This window comes from Nocardia sp. NPDC056100, from assembly GCF_042266325.1.
Taxonomy (GTDB): domain Bacteria; phylum Actinomycetota; class Actinomycetes; order Mycobacteriales; family Mycobacteriaceae; genus Nocardia.
The window spans coordinates 2,374,949-2,393,832 of record NZ_JBHJVY010000001.1 but is presented as its reverse complement, the minus strand read 5'-3'; the positions used below and the strand labels follow the sequence as shown (position 1 = coordinate 2,393,832).

The following is an 18,884-nucleotide window of genomic DNA, read 5'->3' as shown; positions in this document are numbered from 1 at the left end:
CGATGGTAGCCCCGCAGCTCCGCTCCCGCGAACCCCGCCCCCGTGGCCGCCGGTGATATACCATTGCGGCGCTTCACGATTGGTAGCAGGTTCGAGAGGGGCTAGGAATCGATGACCAGACCGAGTTGGGCACCGGAGGGCATCGATCTTGATCGCCCCAGCGCCTCCCGCGTATACGACTACTTCGTCGGCGGTATGCACAATTTCGAGATCGACCGCGAACTCGCGCAGATGATCGAGAAGTTCACCCCGAACGTCGCCGAGACCATGCGCGCCAACCGCGATCTGCTGCGCCGTGCGGTGCGCCTGCTGACCGATGCGGGCATCGACCAGTTCCTGGACCTGGGTTCGGGCATCCCCACCGTCGGCAATGTGCACGAGGTGGCGCAGGCCCGGAACCCGCAGGCCCGGGTGGTCTACGTCGATATCGATCCGGTGGCGGTCGCGCACAGCCAGGCCATCCTGGACGGCAATCCGCTCACCGCCGTCATCCATGCCGATGTGGCGCAGGCTGATTCGATTCTGGCGAATCCGGATGTGCGGCGCCTGCTGGACTTCGAGCGTCCGATCGCCGTATTGCTGCTCGGCGTATTGCATTTCGTGCCCGACGAGTCCGATCCCGCCGCGGCCGTGGCGAAACTGCTCGATGCCTGCGTACCCGGCAGCTATGTCGCCATCACCCATGCCACCGCGGACGGCCAGCCGCAGGAGGTGCTGGACGCGCAGAAGCTCTCCGGCCGCACCTCGACCGAGATCACGCTGCGCGGCCGGGACGAGATCGCCGCCTACTTCGGCGACTGGACCCTGCTCGAGCCCGGCTTGGTGCAGCTGCCGCTGTGGCGTCCGGAGGATCCCGCCGATATCGGCGAGAATCCGGAACGTTCCGGCGCGTACGGCGGGCTCGCCAAGAAGGACTGACCGCGGTCCGCTCGGGGCGCGCCCAACGCGATACCGCGGCGGCGAGCAGACTCGCCACCGCGGTGTGTTCGGTTACCGTTACCGCGCCGCGCGGCGGAAGGTGAGTACCGCCGCCAGGGCCGCCACCGCGGCGATGACCGCGGCCGCGCGGAACGCCGCCGCGAACCCGTCGGTGAGAGCCAGTGTGTCGCCGAGCTTTTCGGCTCCGGCGGCGGAGGCGATCGCCGTCACCGCCGCCAGGCCCAGCGCCGAACCGATCTGATAACCGGTGTTCACGATGCCCGAGGCCAGCCCGCCCTCCTCCGGCGGCGCGGCCGAGATCGCGGTTTGCAGCGACGGCACGAACGCCAGTGACATGCCCAGCGCCGCGACCAGCGAACCCGGCAGCACATCCGCCAGGAAGTTCCCGTCCGCGCGCACGAACGACAGCCACACCAGCCCGGCGGCCAGAATCAGCAGTCCGGCGACGATCATGGTGCGAGCGCCGAAGCGCGCGAACAACTTCGGTGACAGCGCCACCATGCCCGCCATGATGAGCGCGGTCATCGGCAGCAGCGCCGCACCCGACGGGAACGCCGAATAGCCGAGCACCTGCTGCAGGTACAGGTTCAGGAAGAACCACATGGGGACCCAGGCCGCGCCCAGCAGCAACTGCGCCAGATTGGCCGCGCCCAGGTTGGGTGACCGGAACACCGACAGCGGCATGAGCGGCTCGCTACGGCGAATCTGAATGGCCAGGAACGCGATCAGCAGCACCGCGGCCAGCGCGAGCACTCCCCAGGTGGCCCCGGACAGCCAGCCCGCCTCCGGTGCGCGGACCACGGCGAACACCGCCGCGCCGAGTCCCAGGGTGGCGGTGAGCGCGCCGAGCAGGTCCACCGAACCGTGCGGTGCGAGCGCGCCGCCGGGAACCAGGGCGGGAGCCGCGATCAGCGCCAGGATGGCCAGCGGGATATTGATGTAGAAAACCCAAGGCCACGAGGCGTATTCGGTAATCAGCCCGCCGAGGAAGACCCCCGCCGTGCCACCCGCGGGCGCTGCCGCGCCGTACACCGCGAACGCTTTGGTCAGCTCCCGGGGATTCGACCCGAACAGCATCATGAGCAGGGTCAGCGCCGAGGGCGCGATGAGCGCCGCGCCAGCACCCTGGATACCGCGCCCGATCAATTCGACCGTGGCGGAGGAGGCCAGGCCCGCCAGCAGTGATCCGAGGCCGAGGATCGCCCAGCCGGTCTGGAATATCCGGCGTGCGCCGAGAATGTCGGACAGTTTGCCGCCGAGCAGTAGCAGTCCGCCGAAGACCACCACGTAGGCATTGAACACCCAGCTCAGGTTCTCCTGCGAAAACCCCAGCGCGCCCTGCATTTCCGGCAGCGCGACGCCGATGATCGAGGTGTCCATGATGACCATGAACTGGGCCAGGGCGATGAGGGCGAGGGCGGCCCACCGTCGCGAGGACGGTGGCGCCTGAGTAGCGATGGACACGGTCTCACTCCTTCGAAAGTTCGATGCGTTCTTGTATACCCATGGGGGGTATGCCGAGGGAATGGTGAGATCCGTGATTCATTTCATACCCACCGGGGGTATGAAAAAGGCGGCTCCCCGGTTAAGGGAGCCGCCGTGATACCGCTTGCGGTGGAGCGCTTTTCGCCGCTCAGGCCGCCTTCGCGCGGATGTACGCCGCCAAGGCGGGCAGCACCGCGTCGAGGCGTTCGCGCACCTCGGCGTCGGCCACCAGACCGTCCAGACCCAGCTGTTCGCGCACCACGGTGATCCGCCCGGATGCCGGTTCGGCGATATCGGCGCTCACGTAACCCAGTACGGTGCGCAGGGTTTCGATCGCCGCGTCGCCGCGGCCGGGATAGGCCACATTGATCCACGCCACCGGCTTGTCCACCAGATCGCCGGTGCCGACCGTCCATTCGAGCAGGTTCTTGAGACTGCCGGGAATCATGCCCGCGTACTCGGGCGTGCAGATGAGCACCGCGTCGGCATCGCCGAGCTGCTTGCGCAGGGCCTCGACGGTCGCGGGGGCGGGGTCATCGCCGGGGATGAACTGGGGCAGGTGCGCCAGCCCGTCGTAGAGCGTCGTCACGAAATCGGCCGAGGCCCCGGCCGCGATGGTGCGCAGCGCGGCGGTATTGGTGGAACTGTCCCGGGTGCTGCCCGAGATCAGCAGGATGCGCAGGGGTGTGGTCACAGTGCGGGCAACGTGCCTGGCCGCGCGGGTATTTCGCGGGCGGCCCCGAGCCCTTTTCCGTCCCACCGAGTGGGAGCTGTTGGTTCATAACCTGTCACTTCGTCCCATTTTCGGTATCGTGGGCGGAATGCCGCACTGTCCCGGACAGTGATAAACGTTCGGATTCGATTGTGCGACAACTGCATAGCGTGTGTTTGTGTTCGAAAGGCAGGCAACGATGACTGCGTTCACCAACCGCTTCGACGAGGCGGCGGTCGGTGCCGGAGGCTCCACCGAGGCATACGACGGGCTGGGTCCCGGGCGCGTGCTGGCGGCGGAGCCGATGACGGCGTACCTGCTGCCCGGGGTGCGACTGCCCGCCCGCGCCTGGCGCATCACCTACACCACGACCACCGGATCCGGTGCTCCGACGCAGGTCACCGGCACCGTGCTGGTTCCGCGCGAACCGTGGCGCGGTCCGGGCTCGCGCCCGCTGATCGGCTATGCCGTCGGCACCCAGGGCCTGGCCGACAAGGTCGCCGCCGCCTCCTGGCAGTTCCGGTTCGGCCTGGAATACGAATCGCTCTTCATCACCGCCGCCCTGCGGCGCGGCTGGGCGCTGGCCATCACCGACTATCCCGGACTCGGCAATCCGGGTACGCACCCGTACGTCATGGGCCGCTCGCTCGGCCCCGCCGTGCTGGACAGCATGCGCGCCGCGCGCCGCCTGACCGCCGCGGGTCTGGATCCGAACGGCCCGCTGGGCATCTACGGCTACTCCGAGGGCGGTTGCGCCGCGGGCTGGGCGCTGCAATTGCAGCCCTCCTACGCCCCGGATCTGCCGCTCGCGGGCGGCGTGGTGGGTTCCGCTCCGGCCGATCTGGTCGACATGATCAAGTTCCTGGACGGCACCCCGTACGCGTTCCTGCTGTTCTACGGTGTGCTCGGACTCGACGCCGCGTACCCGGAACTCGATGTGCTGCAATACCTCAAGCCCGCGGGCCGCGCGCTCGCCGCGGTCCTGCGCCGCACCCACGCGATTCCCGCCGCGGTCGCCGGTATCGGCCTGGGTCTGGTCGTGCCGACGAAGGTCTCCACCTACTGCTACCGGATGCCGTTCGAGGTGGCCGAGGTGCGAGCGCGCCTGCTGGAGAACAAGCTCGGCGCGATCGCCCCCGCGACGCCGGTGCTGGTGGCGGGCGGCACCGCCGAGCAGATCATTCCCTATCCGCAGGCCGTCCGATTGGCCGAGCAATGGAAATCGCTCGGGGTCGACGTCACCATGCTGTCCATGCCCAGGCGTGAACACATCACCGGCGCACTGTCTTTCGCGCGTCCGGCGCTGAGTTTCCTGGCGGACCGCTTCGCCGAATCAGGCGCGACCGTGCTGAAGCGCGGCGCGTAACCGTGTAGGCAGACAAACGAATCGGGTTGCCACACATGCCGTGTGACAACCCGATTCGTATTTCCCGGTGCGCGGTCAGACCCCGATGCTCCAATGCAACACGCGAGAAGTGAACAGCACCAGGCCGAGTGAGACCACCGCGACGGTGACGAGTCCGACGATGGCGACCACCAGTGGTCGCCAGCCGGTGCGCGCCAGTTCGCGAATGTTCACATTCAGCCCGACGCCCGCGAAGGTGAGCAGGAACGCCCAGCGCGAGAGATTGGCGAGGTTCGTGGTCTGCTGCTTGGTCAGCCAGTGCGCGGTCGCCACCGCGGACACCGCCAGGAAGCCGAGCACGAACTTGGGGAACTTCTCCCAGACAAACGCGGCCTTGGCGCGCACGCCCGGGGCGATGGCATCGGCCTGTCCGCGCGAGGCCCAGTAGGCCGCGAAGCCCAGCACCACGAAGCCGATGAGCGCGTTGCGGGTGGACTTCACCAGCACCGCGACCTTGCCCGCGGTATCGGAGTACAGGTAGCCGGTGGCGGTGGTCTCGGCCGTATTGTCAACGGCCAGACCGGCCCACAGCCCGAACTCGTGATCGGTCAGCCCCATGGCGTGACCCAGCGGCGGCAGCGCGAACAGCGCGACCGCGCCGAGCGCCAGAATCGCGGCGATGGCATAGCTGACATCGGAATTGCGCGCCCGGATCGCACCCTTACCGGCGATGATCGCGGATACACCGCAGATGGCGGTGCCGATGGCCAGCAGCGACCCCAGCTTGCCGGACAGCCCCAGCAGTCGCGCCACCAGCAGGATGATGGCCCCCGAGACCGTCATATCGACCAGGATCTGCAGGAAGCTGGTGCCGCCCAGCTTCGCCACATCACCGAGCAGGAAGCGCGAGCCCAGCGCCACGATGCCGATCTTCAGCCAGAATTCGTAGGTGCCCACGCCCGGCCGGAAAATACGGTGCAGCCCAACGGTATTGGTGATGAGCAGGCCGATCAGAATGGCCCACAGCACGTACTCGATATCGGGCACGGTCCAATGCTGGTGCTTGGCAAGGGAATTCCACCAGATCTGCGCGTACTTGCCGAGCACGCCGACGCCGATGAGCAGCGCGATGCCGGGCAGATAGGACAGCAGCCGGTTCAGCGTGAGCGGCCCGTTATCGGTGGTCTCATCGAATTCGTCGGATGTGGTGTTCGCGGTGATCGCCGTATCGCTCATGCCGTCACCACGGAATCTTGGGCAGGGCATCGAAAATGGCGAGCACGGTGGCCACGCCCGCCACGATCACGGACCACCAGTCGGCGCCGAGCCGCCCGAGGGCGTCCAACCACGACGATCGGGCGCCGGATGACTCCGGCGCGGGATGAGAACTTGTCACGACTTGCCTCCAGAAACACACTGCGGGTGGACCCCCTCTGGGCCGCAGACCTGCACTATGAGGCTGGGAACGGTCGCGAACCAGTGTTGAAATCGCGGTGATTCCGGATGCGTGGGTTCGGCCGCCGATCAGGTATCCGGCGGGCCGATCCAAGCGATCGCGGTGATGGGCAGGCTCAATCGCGGCGGTGGGCGCGGCGATGCGCGGCCGGGGTGGTGCCGGTCCAGCGTTTGAACGCGTGGATGAACGGCGTCGCTTCGGCATAGCCGAGCCGAATCGCGATATCGTCGACGGATAGCGGTGTGGCGGTGAGCATTTCCTCCGCGAGCGCCTGCCGCACCTCGTCCAGCAGCGCGCGATACGACGTGCCCGCGGCCACCAGGTGGCGGCGCAGCGTGCGGGTGCTGAGATTGAGGTCGCGGGCCACCGCGTCCAGGCTGGGCGGTGTGCTGAAACCCGTTGTGCCCGAACCGGGCAGCAGTCGATCGCGGACCTCGGCGGCGATTCCGGTGCGGGCGCTGCGCCGGTGCAGCAGTTCCCGGCACTGCGCCACGCATACCGCCCAGGTGGGTTGATTGGCCTGGGGGAGCGGGCGAGTCAGCAGATCCGGGTCGATGCCGAAAATGGTGTGCGCGCGATCGAAACGCGGGCGCACCCCGAACAGGGCGGTCATCCGATCGACCTGATCGGTTGCGGGATAGCAGAATTCGGCGCTGCTGAAATCGACGCGCGCGCCCAGCAGATCGCTCATCACCCGGTGCATGGCGACGATATCGCGCTCCACCAGGAACCGCTGCACATCCGCCGGGATGGTGTCGTGGTGAATCCAGGTGATCACCTCGTGCGGGCGCGATTCCACGATCGGCGTGCAGAACGCGAAACCGAGCCGGTAATAGCGCAGTGCCAGCGAAATCGCCTCGCGCAGTGTGGGACTGGTGACGCATGCGTACCCGAAGATGCCGAAGGTGCTGATCCGGTAGCGCCGCCCGACCTCGACGCCCAGCGCGGGCACATCGGTGACCTCGCGCACCAGATTGCGCACCACGGCGAGTTCGGCCTCGGCGGAGACCTGTGCCTCCGGATCGCCGAGCTGTGCCACGCTCACCCCGGTATCGGCCAGCATGCGCGCGAGCGGCACCCCGTGCTCGCCCGCGAACTCGGTCATGACCGCGACGCTGGCGGTGCCGCGCGGAAAATTCCAGGTGCGGACCTCCGGCTCCTCGAGCGTGCTCATACCCCCAGTATGTCCGAAACTGTGGATTTCTTGGCCGCCGCGCATTCTCGCTCGCATCGCCGCTGGTCGTAGCGTTTCGGGTATGCGCTTCGACTACGACGTGATTGTCATCGGCTCCGGTTTCGGCGGCAGTGTCAGCGCCCTGCGCCTGACCGAGAAGGGGTATCGCGTCGGCGTGCTGGAGGCCGGGCGGCGGTTCGAGGACCACGAATTCGCCAAGACCTCCTGGCGCGCACGGCAGTTCCTGTGGGCTCCCGCCCTGGGCTGCTTCGGAATTCAGCGCCTGACCCTGTTGAAGGACACCTTCATCATGAGCGGTGCGGGCGTCGGCGGTGGTTCGCTGGTGTACGCCAATACGCTCTACCAGCCGCCGGACAAGTTCTACGCCGATCGCCAGTGGGGGCATATCACCGACTGGAAGGCCGAACTCGCTCCGCACTACGACCAGGCCAAACGCATGCTGGGCGTGACGACCAATCCGGCCACCACGCCCGCGGACCGGGTTTTGCGCGAGGTCGCCGACGATATGGGCATCGGCGACACCTATCAGCGCACACCCGTCGGCGTCTTCTTCGGCGGACCCGGTCGGCGTCCGGGGGAGGATGTGCCGGATCCGTTCTTCGGCGGCGTCGGCCCGGATCGCCGCACCTGCACGCACTGCGGCGAGTGCATGACCGGGTGCCGCCACAATGCCAAGAACACCCTGGTCAAGAACTACCTCTACCTGGCCGAAAAGGCCGGTGCCGCAGTGCATCCGCTCACCACGGTGACCGATGTGCGCCCGCTGTCGGGTGGCGGCTATGCCATCGAGACGGTGCGCACCGGGCGGCGAATTCGGAAGCAGCGGCGTGAATTCACCGCCGAACAGGTGATTTTCGCCGCCGCCTCACTCGGCACCCAGCGGCTGCTGCACCGTCTGCGCGATCGTGGCTCACTGCCGAATATCTCGCCCCGGCTCGGATACCTGTCCCGCACCAATTCCGAAGAGCTGCTGTCTGTTCGGAGCCGGGACCGCGATAACGACTTCACCAAGGGCGTGGCGATCACCTCCTCCATCCACCCCGACCCGGACACCCATATCGAACCGGTCCGCTATGGCAGGGGCAGCAATGTCCTGGCCCTGATGACCACCGCCATGGTCAGCGGCGAACCGCCGCGCGGTCGGCGCTGGCTCCGCGAATTGGCCAGGAACCGGCGTGATCTCGCGAAAATGCACAACCCGCGCCACTGGTCCGAGCAGATGATCGGCCTGCTGGTCATGCAATCGGTGGACAATTCGATCACCACGGTCACCAGGCGCGGCCTCTTCGGCCGCCGCATGACCACCACCCAGGGCGAGGGCGACCCCAACCCCACCTGGGTCCCCTCCGGCCATGAGGTCGCGCACCGCGTCGCGGCCAAAATCAATGGCTTCCCCACGGGTTCGGCCACCAGCAGCATTTTCAATATCCCCATGACCGGCCACTTCCTCGGCGGCTGCGCCATCGGCGATTCCCCCGACACGGGCGTGGTCGACCCCTACCACCGCCTCTACGGCCACCCGGGCCTGCACATCATCGACGGCTCCACCATCTCCGCCAACCTCGGCGTGAACCCCTCCCTCACCATCACCGCCCAGGCCGAACGCGCAACATCGCTGTGGCCCAACAAGAATGAGCCCGACCCGCGCCCCGCCCTCGGTGCCCCCTACGAACGCCTCACCCCGATCACGCCACACAACCCGATGGTCCCCCCGACCGCCCCCGCCGCACTGCGCCTCCCGATCATCGCGATCAACGAAACCACCCCTGCGGAAAGCTGATACCCGCCGAGCCCCTTGGAAAGGGGGGCTCGGCGAACTATTACAGCTGAGCCAGACGGGTTTTCGCGTCGGCGTATTCGCGAGCCAGGCGGTCCACCAGGTCGGCGGTGGGCACCACGGCGTCGACGGCGGCGATGCCCTGGCCCGAACCCCAGATATCGCGCCACGGCTTGGGCCCGATGGTGGGGGAGTCGCCGGTGCCGAAGTCCATGGCGGACGGATCGGCGGAGCCGAGGTTGTCCGGATCCAGGCCGGCGGCGGTGATGCTGGGGCGCAGGTAGTTTCCGTGCACACCGGTGAACAGGTTGGAGTACACGATGTCCGAGGCCGAGGAGTCGGCGATCATCTGCTTGTAGCCGTCGACGGCATTGGCCTCCTCGGTGGCGATGAAGGCGGAGCCGATGTACGCCAGATCCGCGCCCGCAGCCTGGGCGGCGAGGATGGACCGGCCGTGCGCGATGGCACCCGAGAGCAGCAGCGGCCCGTCGAACCAGGCCCGAATCTCCTGGATGAGCGCGAACGGCGATTGCGCGCCCGCATGCCCGCCCGCACCGGCGGCGACGGCGATGAGTCCGTCCGCGCCGCGTTCAACCGCCTTGTGCGCGAACACGTCATTGATCACATCGTGCAGCACGATGCCACCGTAGGAGTGCACGGCCTCGTTCACATCCGGGCGCGCGCCGAGCGAGGTGATGACGATCGGCACCTGGAATTCGACGACCGTGGCCAGGTCCTCCTCCAGCCGGTCATTGCTCTTGTGCACGATCAGATTCACCGCGTACGGCGCGGACGGCTGCTCCGGATGTTCCGCGTCATGTTTGGCGAGCGCCTCGTTGATCTGGATCAACCATTCGCGAAACTGCGCCTGCGGCCGGGCGTTCAGCGATGGGAACGAACCCACCACGCCCGCACGGGATTGCGCGATCACGAGCTCCGGCCCGGAGACGATGAACATGGGGGACGCGACGGCGGGCAGCCGCAGACGTTCGGACAGGATGGGCGGCAGGCTCATTGACGCATTTCCTTCGATGGGCGGTTAACTTCGCGCGGGGCGCGCTGGTGATACTGCCAGCGCGCGCCCGTGCCCGCGATTCAGGCCGCGTGACCGATGTAGTTGACCGACCCGCCGATCGTCCCCTGCTCCTTCGGACCGATCAGAACCTTGATGAACGACTGCTGCGCGCGCAGCCCCGCGCGGGCCTGCCGAGCGCGCCAGCCGGGCACCAGCATGCCGACGCCGGAGCGCGCCACATTGACCGGGAACTTCGCCACCGGATACCAGGGCGGCATATAGCCGGGCAGGCCCAGCTGCCGCATCCGGCCCCGCCCCAGGAAGGCCGTGCTGATCGAAAGATGCTGTGCCCAGGCGATTCTGCGGCGCAGCGCCGGAAGTGTGGAGTAGTGCCAGGTCAACGGGTCCTCGGCCATGGGCCGGGCCAATTCCATACTGCTGTCGTCGGGCGCGGTGAGGACGCTCAGATAGTGGTAGAGCTGTTTGGTGGCGTCCAGGAACCCATTGGGCAGATACCGTTCCTCGATCCCCATGACCCAGCCGACATAGCGGGTGAGGTGCACGATGGCGTCGAGTTCCCTGGGTGTGAAGACATTGCCCATCATCATCCCGGTGAGCGCGGGCGCGTAGAGCGCGCCCAGCATGGTGACGGCCATATCGGTCTGATTGACCGGCACGCCCCATTCCTCGGCGTTCCACTCCGGCAGTTTCGCGACGTGCCGCCGCACGAAGGTGTGGATAAGCCGCACGTGCAGCGTGGAGCGAAAACCCTTGCCGCCGGGCCGCATTCCGCCGTCGGAGATGACGTCGAGGGCCCATTTCATGGTTTCGGCGAAGCGCTGGCCGCCGCCGGTGGCCCCGCTCTTACCGGTATTGGTGAGCAGCAGCGTGCGGTTGATGCCGGAGGCGACGAATCCGCCGAGGAACGGCACATCGCGCGCGAGGTAGATGCCGTCGAGTCCGGCGGCCTGGAAGATGCGCTCGCCCAGTTCGATTCGTTTCCAGTCCACCCATGCGGGCGGGTTCTCCACCTGGGTGAAGAAGGCGCGCAACGGTTCCGGTGCGTCCGGGACATTGTCGATACCGTGCTCCAGCGCCTGATCGAAGAGCGGCCGCACCTTGCCCATTCCGGCCGTGTACATCCACTCGACCAGCTCGTCCATGGGCCGGTCGCCGATGGTCAGGGCCTCGCCCATGGCCGTCCACTCCGCATCGTCGGGCGGCCGCATTCGCATCAGCTTGGCCACCGGCCCCAGTACCGGCACCGCGGCCGGGTGCACGGGGTGCCTGGTCGGAATGGTGGACGGTCGAGTGCGCGTCATCGGGCAGCTCCTTCGCAATTCTGGTGAACTTCCTCACCAGATATCTGGCAATAGTCTCCACCAGACGGGCGACCGTGACAAGACTCGAGAGAAAATCTCTCATGCACTCAGACCTGCTCAGGGGTGGTATCGGACCGGGCCGAGCCTGTCACCAGTACGTTTGGTGATAGGCTTCACCAAAATTGCCGAGAATTTCGGACGGGCGGTGCGGCACGTGGTAACGGATCGCGGGCGATACGCCGGCCTCAGCGCCGAGGAGCGCATGCGGCAGCGGCGCGGGAAATTGCGCGAGGCCGCCCTGGCGACCATTGCCGAGCAGGGCCTGTCCGGGCTCAAGGTGCGGGCGCTGTGCGCTCGCGCGGGTCTGAACGACCGCTACTTCTACGAGAGCTACGCCGATACCGACCAATTGCTGTTCGAGGTCATGGAGATCGAACTCGCCGCCGTCATGGCCGAATTGGTCGCCGTCATCGCCACCGAACCCGCGGATACCCGGGTGCGTCTGCGCGCGGTGGTGGAGGCCGGAATCGCCGCGGTCGCGGACCATCCGGTGCGCCGCGCCATCTTCATCGATTTGCAGACCACCGGTGAATTGCGCCGCCGCCGTGCCGAATTCGTCGCCATCGTGGGCGGCATCATGCTGGATCAGGGCCGTGAGTTGCTGGGCGCGGACGCCGTCACCGGCATCGACGCCGAACTCGCCGCCCGCACCATCTCGCACGGCGGACTGGAGTTGGTATCGGAATGGCTGCGCGGCGATCTGGATATCGAGCGGGCCCGGCTCATCGACTTCCTGGTCGCGATGATCCTGACCACCTCGCAGATCACCACCACCGTGCGCCGCGAGATGGCCGGGGCCACCGACGGATCGCGAGGCTGAGATGGCGGCCGAACCCCGGGTGGATTGGCTGGCGGGTGGTGTCCGCCGCTCGCTCGCCAGTGATCGGATAGTCGCGGTCGCGCGGGAATTGTTCCTGGCCAAGGGTTTCGACCGGGTCGGGATGGACGATGTGGCGGCGGCCGCCGGTTGTTCCCGAGCCACCCTGTACCGGCATTTCAAGGGTAAACCCGCGCTGATCGACGCGGTGATGGCGAATTCCGCCGTGGTGGTGGCCGAACGGGTCGCGGCGGCGGTGCGGCGCTACGAGGGTTCGCGCCGCATCGTGGAGGCCATTCTCGCCTCGGTGACGGCGGTGCGCTCGGATCCGGCCATGGCGCGCTGGTTCGCGGACCGCGCGGGCGGCACCGACGAGGTCTTCGCCACCTCACCGGAATTGGGGCGGATCGCGACCGTGCTGACCGGTATCGCGCCCGATGACGAAGCGGCGCAATGGATTGTGCGGGTGGTGCTGTCCCTGCTGTGCTGGCCGCTCGCCGATGCCGCGAGCGAACGCCGCATGGTGGAGCGCTTCGTCAGCTGACCACCGGATCTCAGCTGAGCAGCGGCGCGTCCGGATCCAGGATCAATCCGCGCGACTCGGCCGTGGAAGACAGTGCGCCCCAAGCGAAATGGGTGAGCTGTTCGGCCAATTCCTTACCGTCGATGACCGGATCGTTGAGCCAGCGCAGTACGCCGAGCCCGACCGCGCCCAGCAGCGCGTCCACCACGAACTGGGTGTGCTCCCCGTTCGCGCCGCGCAGGCGCAGCACCCCGGACAGGAATTCGGCGACGGCGTCGGAGAGCGGCCGCCCGTCCTCGATCAGCCGCGCGGCCCCGAACGCCGCCACCACGTGCGAGCTGACAATGAACCGAAACAGGTTGGGCCGCTCGGAAACCAGATCGATATAGGCCGTCAGCGCGGTGCGAATCGCCTCGCGCGCCGAGGCGGCGGGATCGAACAGCGGCGTCACCCGCTCCACGATCAGTTCCTGCACCCGCCCGCTCACCGCGGCCAGCAGTTCCACCTTGTCGCCGAAGAACCGGTACAGCTTGGGACGCGGTATACCGGCCGTTTTCACCACATCGTCGATGGACAGATCCGGCCCGTGCGCGTCGATGGCGCGAATGGTGGCCTCGATGAGTTCGGCGCGCACCAGCGCGCGATGGGTATGCCAGCGGTCATGTCTGGCATCGCCTTTGAGCATGCCCGCGCCTTTGAGCACGGCCGCCGGACCGCGCGGGATCTCGGGCAGGGGATCGCGCGGCGGATCGGAAGCCATGCGGCAGATTCTAATTCGATCCGTTACGGCGCACCCCTTGCTAGCTGTCTGGGACAATCCTACACTGACATCACATCGAACACTCAGTACTAGGTACTCCGTGTTGCACCAAGGATGGTCGAGATGACACTTGCCCCCGTAGCAGGCACCTATCCGAAGGCCAGGCGGATCAAATTCCGCTTCGACCAACACGATTCGAACGATAAGTACTTCGTCGACGGCGATATGGTCTTCAGCCACTTCGTCGCCGGACTCTCCGGCGGATTCCCGCCCGGTGAGGAATCCTTCATCCGCTCGGTCCGCCGCGTGGCCGACCGCATCACCGATCCACTGCTGAAGAAGCGCATCGCCGGATTCGTCGGCCAGGAGGCCACACACGGCCAAGAGCATCGGCAGCTCAATCGCAAACTCGTCGAAATGGGTTATCCCATCGAATGGATCGATACCGAGCAGGCACACGCCCGCATGCTCGCCATCGAGGAGCGCTTCTCCGATCTGGTGCATCTGGCCGCCACCGCCGCGGCCGAGCACTACACCGCCGTGCTGGCCGAACGCGTGCTCTCCAGCGACGAAATCCAGTCCATCCCAGCCGAACCCGAGTTCTGGAACCTGCTCAACTGGCATGCGCTCGAAGAGCTGGAACACAAATCGGTGGCCTTCGACGCCTTCCGCGCGGCGGGCGGCACCGAGGGTGTGCGCATCGGCGTGATGGCCGGGCTGTACGCCTTCACGCTGCCGTTCACCTTCGGCAGCCTGGCGTACGCACTCGTCCGCGATCCGGTCGCCCGCCGGCAGCCGGTGCGGGTCGCCCGTGAGGCGTACGACCTGTTCCGCGGGCCCATCTTCCGCGGCCTCATGGTCGAGCTGGCCAAGTACATGCGACCCGGTTTCCATCCCGACGATATCGACACCACCGCCCTGCTGAAGCACTGGCAGACAGAGCTTTTCGGCGATGACGGCGTACTCGTCGACCACCTGAAGTAAACACAACTCCATTTGAGAAAGGACCGGCCAATGACGATCGGTCAGGACGCCAAGTCCCTCACCCCGTACCCCAAGGTCCGGCGCATGCGATTCCGGTTCGGCCAGCCCGAACCGATGACGCACATCTTCGCCGAGGGCGATATCCCGCTCACCCATCTGATCGCCGTGCTCTCGGCGGTCTTCCCGCCCGGCGAGGAATCCTTCATTCGCTCAGTGCGCAAATTCTCCGGTGAGATCACCGATCCCGTGCTCAAGAAGCGGGTGGCCGGATTCATCGGGCAGGAAGCCGTACACGGGCAACAGCATCGCGTACTCAATGAGCAGCTCATCCGGCTCGGCTTCCCGATCGTGCGGGTCTTCACCTTCGATCCCGGTGCGCGGCGCGAACGCGCGCTCATCGCGGTCGAGAATATGGTGCCGCGACAGGTGCATCTGGCCGTCACCGCGCTGGCCGAGCACTACACCGCGACGCTGGCGCACCGGGTGCTCGGAACGCCGGAGATCCAGGCTCTCCCCGGCGATCCCGAAGTGCTGAACCTGTTGAACTGGCACGCCTTCGAGGAGCTCGAGCACAAGTCCGTCGCCTTCGACGTCTATCGCGCCACCGGTGGTTCGGAAGTGGTGCGCATCGGGCTGATGGCGGGCAGTTACGCCCTCACCATTCCGGTGGTCGGGCTCGGGGTGTTCGCCTCCATCCTGAGCGATCCACGCAGCTGGCGGCCGATCAAAGTGGCACGGCAGACGGTGAGGCTGGTGCGCGGCCCGATCGTGAAGGGCCTGCTGCTGGAGATGCGGCCGTATATGCGGCCGGGCTTCCATCCCGACGATATCGACACCAGCGAACTGCTCGAACGCTGGCGCGCCGAATTATTCGGTGTGCGGGGCGAACTCGTCGATCGCATCGGCTGAGGACCACGGATGAACAATTTCGGCGACAAGGGTGCGCCGGACCGAACTCGTCCCGATCACGAGGTCATCGTGGTCGGGGCCGGTTTCGGCGGCATCGGCACCGGTATCGCGCTGCAGCGCAAAGGCATTCACGACTTCGTCATCGTCGACAAATGGGATCGGGTCGGCGGCACCTGGCATGCCAACACCTATCCCGGTGTGGCGGTGGACATTCCCTCGTTCATCTACAGCTTCTCCTATGAGCAGCGCGGCGACTGGTCGCGGATCTTCGCACCCGGCAGTGAACTTCGCGACTATGCCGAGAGCATGGTCGACAAGTACGGGCTGCGATCCAAACTGCGCTTGAACACCACCATCGTGGCGGCGGAATTCGATGACGAGCACAGCCTGTGGCGGTTGACCTCGGACGGTGGGCATGAGCTCACCGCGCGGCATATCGTGCTCGCGATCGGCGGTCTCGAGCGACCGAAGATGCCCGATATCGAGGGGCTGAACGATTTCGGCGGCACCCTGGTGCACACCGCCATGTGGGATCACGATGTCTCGCTGCGGGGTAAGCGGGTGGCGGTGATCGGCACGGGTGCGACCGCGCTGCAATTGATCCCGTCGATCGTCGAGGAGACCGGGCACCTCACGGTCTTCCAGCGCACCCCGATCTGGGTGTTCCCGAAGAACGACGCCGAGATCGGCCTGCTCGGCCGACAGCTACTGGGCCGCAGTCGGATTCGCTCCGCCTTGCGCATCGCGGGAAATCTGGGCACCGAACTGGCCATGAGCGGAATGGTGGTCGGTCCGCCCTGGCTCACCGAATCCGGGCGGCGGCTGGCCGAGGGTCCGATACGCCGGTGGATGCGGAGTCAGGTGGACGATCCGGTGCTGCGGGACAAGCTCACCCCGCGGTACGGGCTCGGCTGCAAACGGCCGTCCATGTCCAATGACTATCTGAAGACGTTCAACCGGTCCGATGTCAGCCTGGTCACCGATTCCATCGAGCGCATCACCGCACGCGGCGTGCTCACCGCGGACGGCACCGAACACGAGATCGATGTGCTCATCTGCGCCACCGGTTTCAAGCTCTGGGACAAGGGCGCGATCCCGCCCTTTCCGATGCGCGGGCGGCGCGGGCTCGATCTGGAGCGATTCTGGGATGAGCACCGGTACCAGTCGTACCAAGGGGTTTCGGTGCCCGGCTTCCCGAACGCCTTCACCATCACCGGGCCGTACGGCTTCGTGCTCGGCTCCTACATCTGGATGATCGAGGCCACCGCCGCACATCTGAGCCGCGCCATCGCGGAGGCGAATCGCCGGGGCGCCACCGAGATCGAGATCCGGCAGGAGGTGCACGACGAGTACTTCGAGCGCTGCCTGAAACGGCAGGAGAAGAACTTCCTGTTCACCCCGGTCTGTGCGGGCTCGAACACCTATTACATCGACAACAAGGGCGATTCCCCGTTCCGGCCGTCCACCCACGGCGAGATGTATTGGCAGAACCGGCATTTCGATCTCGACGTGTACCGGTACAGCACGGGCGCACCGCATCCGGCGGATATCGCGGCCCGGTCCGAGGAGGTCTCGTGAAACTCAATGACATCCGGCCGCGTCTGGTCGTGGTCACCGGTGCGGGCAGCGGTATCGGGCGGGCGGTCGCATTGCGCTTCGCGCGCGGCGGCGCGCAGGTCGTGGTCTCCGATATCGACAAGGACGCCGCGCTGGCCACCGTCGCCAAGATCCAGTCCGAGGGACGTCGCGCCGTCGCCATGCAATTGGACGTGACCGATCCGGCGGCCTGGAAATCCTTCGCCCGGGACGTGCACGCCGATCTCGGAGTGCCCGATGTGCTGGTCAACAATGCCGGAATCCTGGTCAGCGGAGCGTTTCTCGATCTGGAGCCCGAGGATTGGGACCGGCAGCTGTCGGTCAATCTGCTCGGCGCGGTGTACGGCTGCCGTGCCTTCGGCAAACAGATGATCGAGGAGGGCAAGCGCGGGCATATCGTCAATATCGCATCGGCCGCCGCCTTCACGCCGACCCCGGTCATGTCGGCCTACTCGGTGTCCAAGGCGGGGGTGAAGATGCTCACCGAATGCCTGCGGCTCGAACTCGCGCCGAAAGGTGTTGGTGTGAGCGCCATCTGTCCCGGGGTGATCAACACCAATATCGGCGATCACGCCATCACCGTCGGCGTCGATCCGGCGCTGGTGCAGCGCGGTAAGGAAATCGCCAGGCAGGTACAGGATTTCGCGGAACGGCTGCCGTTCTCGCCGCTGAGCCCGGATCTGGTGGCGCGCGCGGTGGTGCGTGCGGTGCGCTTCGATCTGGCGGTGGTGCCGGTGCGTACCGAGGCGTGGCTGGGCTACTTCATGCTGCGCCTCGCGCCCGGCGTCAATCGCCGTATGACCCAGCCGATTTCGATGGAGCGCATCGAATCCGCGGGTGCCTGGCTGCTGAATCGAATCGGCTACGAGGTGCCGCTCGAAGTGGCCGTTGGCTCGGGGAGAGCCGGATGAACGCACGCGCCCACCGGATCAAGGTGCGCGAGGTCATCAGCGAGACCGCCGAGGCGGTCTCGCTGGTCTTCGATATCCCGGAGGATCTCGGCCGCCGATTCGCCTACTCCCCGGGACAATTCCTGACCCTTCAGGTGCCCAGCGACCGCACCGGATCGGTAGCCCGCTGCTATTCGCTGTCCAGCAGTCCGCACTGCGGCGACCGCCCGACGGTGACGATCAAGCGCACGCCGGACGGCTACGCCTCGAACTGGATTTGCGACAATATCGAGGCCGGATCGATCGTCACCGTGCTCGAACCCGCCGGAAACTTCGTGCCGCGCAACTGGAATCGGGATCTGCTGCTGTGCGCGGCGGGCAGTGGGATCACGCCCGTCATGTCGATTCTCAAATCGGCGTTGTTCCTGGGCCGATCGAAAATCACACTGCTGTATGCCAATCGGGATCGGTCCTCGATCATCTTCGCCGAACAGCTGCGGCAGCTGGCACAGCGCCATCCGCGAAGGCTCACCGTGCTGCACTGGCTGGAATCCGAGCGGGGCCTGCCCACCGCCCGGGGTCTGGCCGGACTGGCCAAGCCCTATCGCGGCTATGAGGTCTACCTCTGCGGCCCGGCCGGGTTCACTATGGTTACCCGGCAAGCCCTGGCACAATTGCGGATATCCGAGCGCGTCATCCGCCAGGAGGAATACCGCTCGCTGACGGAGAACCCGTTCGAGCAACCCGCACCGGCGGCCACGGCCGCGGCGGCAGCGGCGGTCATAACCGCGGCGCCATCGAATGCGGATACCGCCGTCGTGCGGGTCGATATCGACGGGCAGACACACCAACTCGCGTGGCCGCGCGGCCGCAAACTGCTGGACGTCCTGCTCGAGCACGGTATCGACGCACCGTATGTCTGCCGGGAATCCGCCTGCGGAACCTGTGTCTGTCGCGTGGAACGGGGGAGGACGCGCATGCTGATGAACGAGGCCCTCATAGACGAGGAACTCGCCATGGGGTTGACCCTGGCCTGCCAGACCCTGCCCGAATCCGACGACCTGCACATCACTTTCGACCAGTAATTCCGGCCCGACAA

18 protein-coding genes are annotated in these 18,884 nt (G+C 66.7%); 10 read left to right on the top strand and 8 right to left on the bottom strand.

Going from position 1 to position 18,884, the window contains the following annotated elements; all coding sequences use genetic code 11:
• Positions 1-111 precede the first annotated feature (111 nt).
• Positions 112-918, top strand: a complete 807-nt coding sequence (locus ACFC0O_RS11100) for an SAM-dependent methyltransferase (RefSeq protein ID WP_375955701.1) — start codon at positions 112-114, stop codon at positions 916-918.
• Positions 919-996: 78 nt separating this feature from the next.
• On the opposite strand, the gene ACFC0O_RS11095 is transcribed toward ACFC0O_RS11100, so the two are convergent.
• Together ACFC0O_RS11095 and ACFC0O_RS11090 are read right to left on the bottom strand one after the other, a co-directional pair.
• Positions 997-2,397 carry an MFS transporter gene (locus tag ACFC0O_RS11095; RefSeq protein ID WP_375956112.1) on the bottom strand — a complete coding sequence of 467 codons (1,401 nt, stop codon included), beginning with the start codon at positions 2,395-2,397 and terminating at the stop codon, positions 997-999.
• 175 nt (positions 2,398-2,572) lie between these two features.
• Positions 2,573-3,118, bottom strand: a complete 546-nt coding sequence (locus tag ACFC0O_RS11090; RefSeq protein ID WP_375955699.1) for an NADPH-dependent FMN reductase — start codon at positions 3,116-3,118, stop codon at positions 2,573-2,575.
• Between the two features lie 217 nt (positions 3,119-3,335).
• Between ACFC0O_RS11090 and ACFC0O_RS11085 the strand changes: the two genes are divergently transcribed.
• On the top strand, positions 3,336-4,502 hold the full coding sequence (locus ACFC0O_RS11085) for a lipase family protein (RefSeq protein ID WP_375955697.1): 1,167 nt from the start codon (positions 3,336-3,338) through the stop codon (positions 4,500-4,502).
• A gap of 75 nt (positions 4,503-4,577) precedes the next feature.
• On the opposite strand, the gene ACFC0O_RS11080 is transcribed toward ACFC0O_RS11085, so the two are convergent.
• The 3 genes from ACFC0O_RS11080 to ACFC0O_RS11070 all read right to left on the bottom strand — a co-directional run bounded on the left by ACFC0O_RS11080 (position 4,578) and on the right by ACFC0O_RS11070 (position 7,111).
• Positions 4,578-5,717, bottom strand: coding sequence for a YeiH family protein (locus ACFC0O_RS11080; RefSeq protein ID WP_375955695.1), 1,140 nt, complete (start codon positions 5,715-5,717; stop codon positions 4,578-4,580).
• Positions 5,718-5,721: 4 nt separating this feature from the next.
• Entirely contained in the window at positions 5,722-5,877 is a 156-nt protein-coding gene (locus tag ACFC0O_RS11075; RefSeq protein ID WP_364628794.1) for a hypothetical protein, read from the bottom strand.
• 175 nt (positions 5,878-6,052) lie between these two features.
• Complete coding sequence (locus ACFC0O_RS11070) at positions 6,053-7,111, bottom strand: AraC family transcriptional regulator (RefSeq protein ID WP_375955693.1); 1,059 nt, start codon at positions 7,109-7,111, stop codon at positions 6,053-6,055.
• Between the two features lie 82 nt (positions 7,112-7,193).
• Between ACFC0O_RS11070 and ACFC0O_RS11065 the strand changes: the two genes are divergently transcribed.
• Positions 7,194-8,912 (top strand): GMC oxidoreductase, encoded by a 1,719-nt coding sequence (locus tag ACFC0O_RS11065; RefSeq protein WP_375955691.1) that lies wholly within the window; start codon positions 7,194-7,196, stop codon positions 8,910-8,912.
• A 40-nt stretch (positions 8,913-8,952) separates the two neighbouring features.
• On the opposite strand, the gene ACFC0O_RS11060 is transcribed toward ACFC0O_RS11065, so the two are convergent.
• Positions 8,953-9,924 (bottom strand): NAD(P)H-dependent flavin oxidoreductase, encoded by a 972-nt coding sequence (locus tag ACFC0O_RS11060; protein WP_375955690.1) that lies wholly within the window; start codon positions 9,922-9,924, stop codon positions 8,953-8,955.
• An 80-nt stretch (positions 9,925-10,004) separates the two neighbouring features.
• Complete coding sequence (locus tag ACFC0O_RS11055) at positions 10,005-11,246, bottom strand: oxygenase MpaB family protein (RefSeq protein ID WP_375955688.1); 1,242 nt, start codon at positions 11,244-11,246, stop codon at positions 10,005-10,007.
• Positions 11,247-11,460: 214 nt separating this feature from the next.
• Between ACFC0O_RS11055 and ACFC0O_RS11050 the strand changes: the two genes are divergently transcribed.
• Entirely contained in the window at positions 11,461-12,126 is a 666-nt protein-coding gene (locus ACFC0O_RS11050) for a TetR/AcrR family transcriptional regulator (RefSeq protein WP_375955686.1), read from the top strand.
• A 1-nt stretch (position 12,127) separates the two neighbouring features.
• Positions 12,128-12,667 (top strand): TetR/AcrR family transcriptional regulator, encoded by a 540-nt coding sequence (locus tag ACFC0O_RS11045; protein ID WP_375955684.1) that lies wholly within the window; start codon positions 12,128-12,130, stop codon positions 12,665-12,667.
• Between the two features lie 10 nt (positions 12,668-12,677).
• Here the strand turns inward: ACFC0O_RS11045 and ACFC0O_RS11040 are convergent, their stop codons facing one another.
• Positions 12,678-13,331 (bottom strand): TetR/AcrR family transcriptional regulator, encoded by a 654-nt coding sequence (locus tag ACFC0O_RS11040; protein ID WP_375956109.1) that lies wholly within the window; start codon positions 13,329-13,331, stop codon positions 12,678-12,680.
• Between the two features lie 198 nt (positions 13,332-13,529).
• Between ACFC0O_RS11040 and ACFC0O_RS11035 the strand changes: the two genes are divergently transcribed.
• From ACFC0O_RS11035 to ACFC0O_RS11015, 5 genes are read left to right on the top strand one after another with little or no spacing between them, the layout of a single operon-like run.
• A complete protein-coding gene (locus ACFC0O_RS11035) occupies positions 13,530-14,390 on the top strand; it encodes a metal-dependent hydrolase (protein ID WP_375955683.1) in 861 nt (286 codons plus the stop codon).
• A gap of 30 nt (positions 14,391-14,420) precedes the next feature.
• Complete coding sequence (locus ACFC0O_RS11030) at positions 14,421-15,299, top strand: metal-dependent hydrolase (protein ID WP_375955682.1); 879 nt, start codon at positions 14,421-14,423, stop codon at positions 15,297-15,299.
• A gap of 9 nt (positions 15,300-15,308) precedes the next feature.
• The gene (locus ACFC0O_RS11025; RefSeq protein WP_375955681.1) at positions 15,309-16,877 is read left to right on the top strand and encodes a flavin-containing monooxygenase; all 1,569 of its coding nucleotides are present in this window, start codon (positions 15,309-15,311) and stop codon (positions 16,875-16,877) included.
• Complete coding sequence (locus ACFC0O_RS11020) at positions 16,874-17,806, top strand: SDR family NAD(P)-dependent oxidoreductase (protein ID WP_375955679.1); 933 nt, start codon at positions 16,874-16,876, stop codon at positions 17,804-17,806. The genes ACFC0O_RS11025 and ACFC0O_RS11020 overlap by 4 nt, the downstream gene beginning before the upstream one ends.
• Positions 17,803-18,870 carry a 2Fe-2S iron-sulfur cluster-binding protein gene (locus ACFC0O_RS11015; RefSeq protein WP_375955677.1) on the top strand — a complete coding sequence of 356 codons (1,068 nt, stop codon included), beginning with the start codon at positions 17,803-17,805 and terminating at the stop codon, positions 18,868-18,870. Before ACFC0O_RS11020 ends, ACFC0O_RS11015 begins: the two co-directional genes overlap by 4 nt.
• The last annotated feature ends 14 nt before the right edge of the window (positions 18,871-18,884 follow it).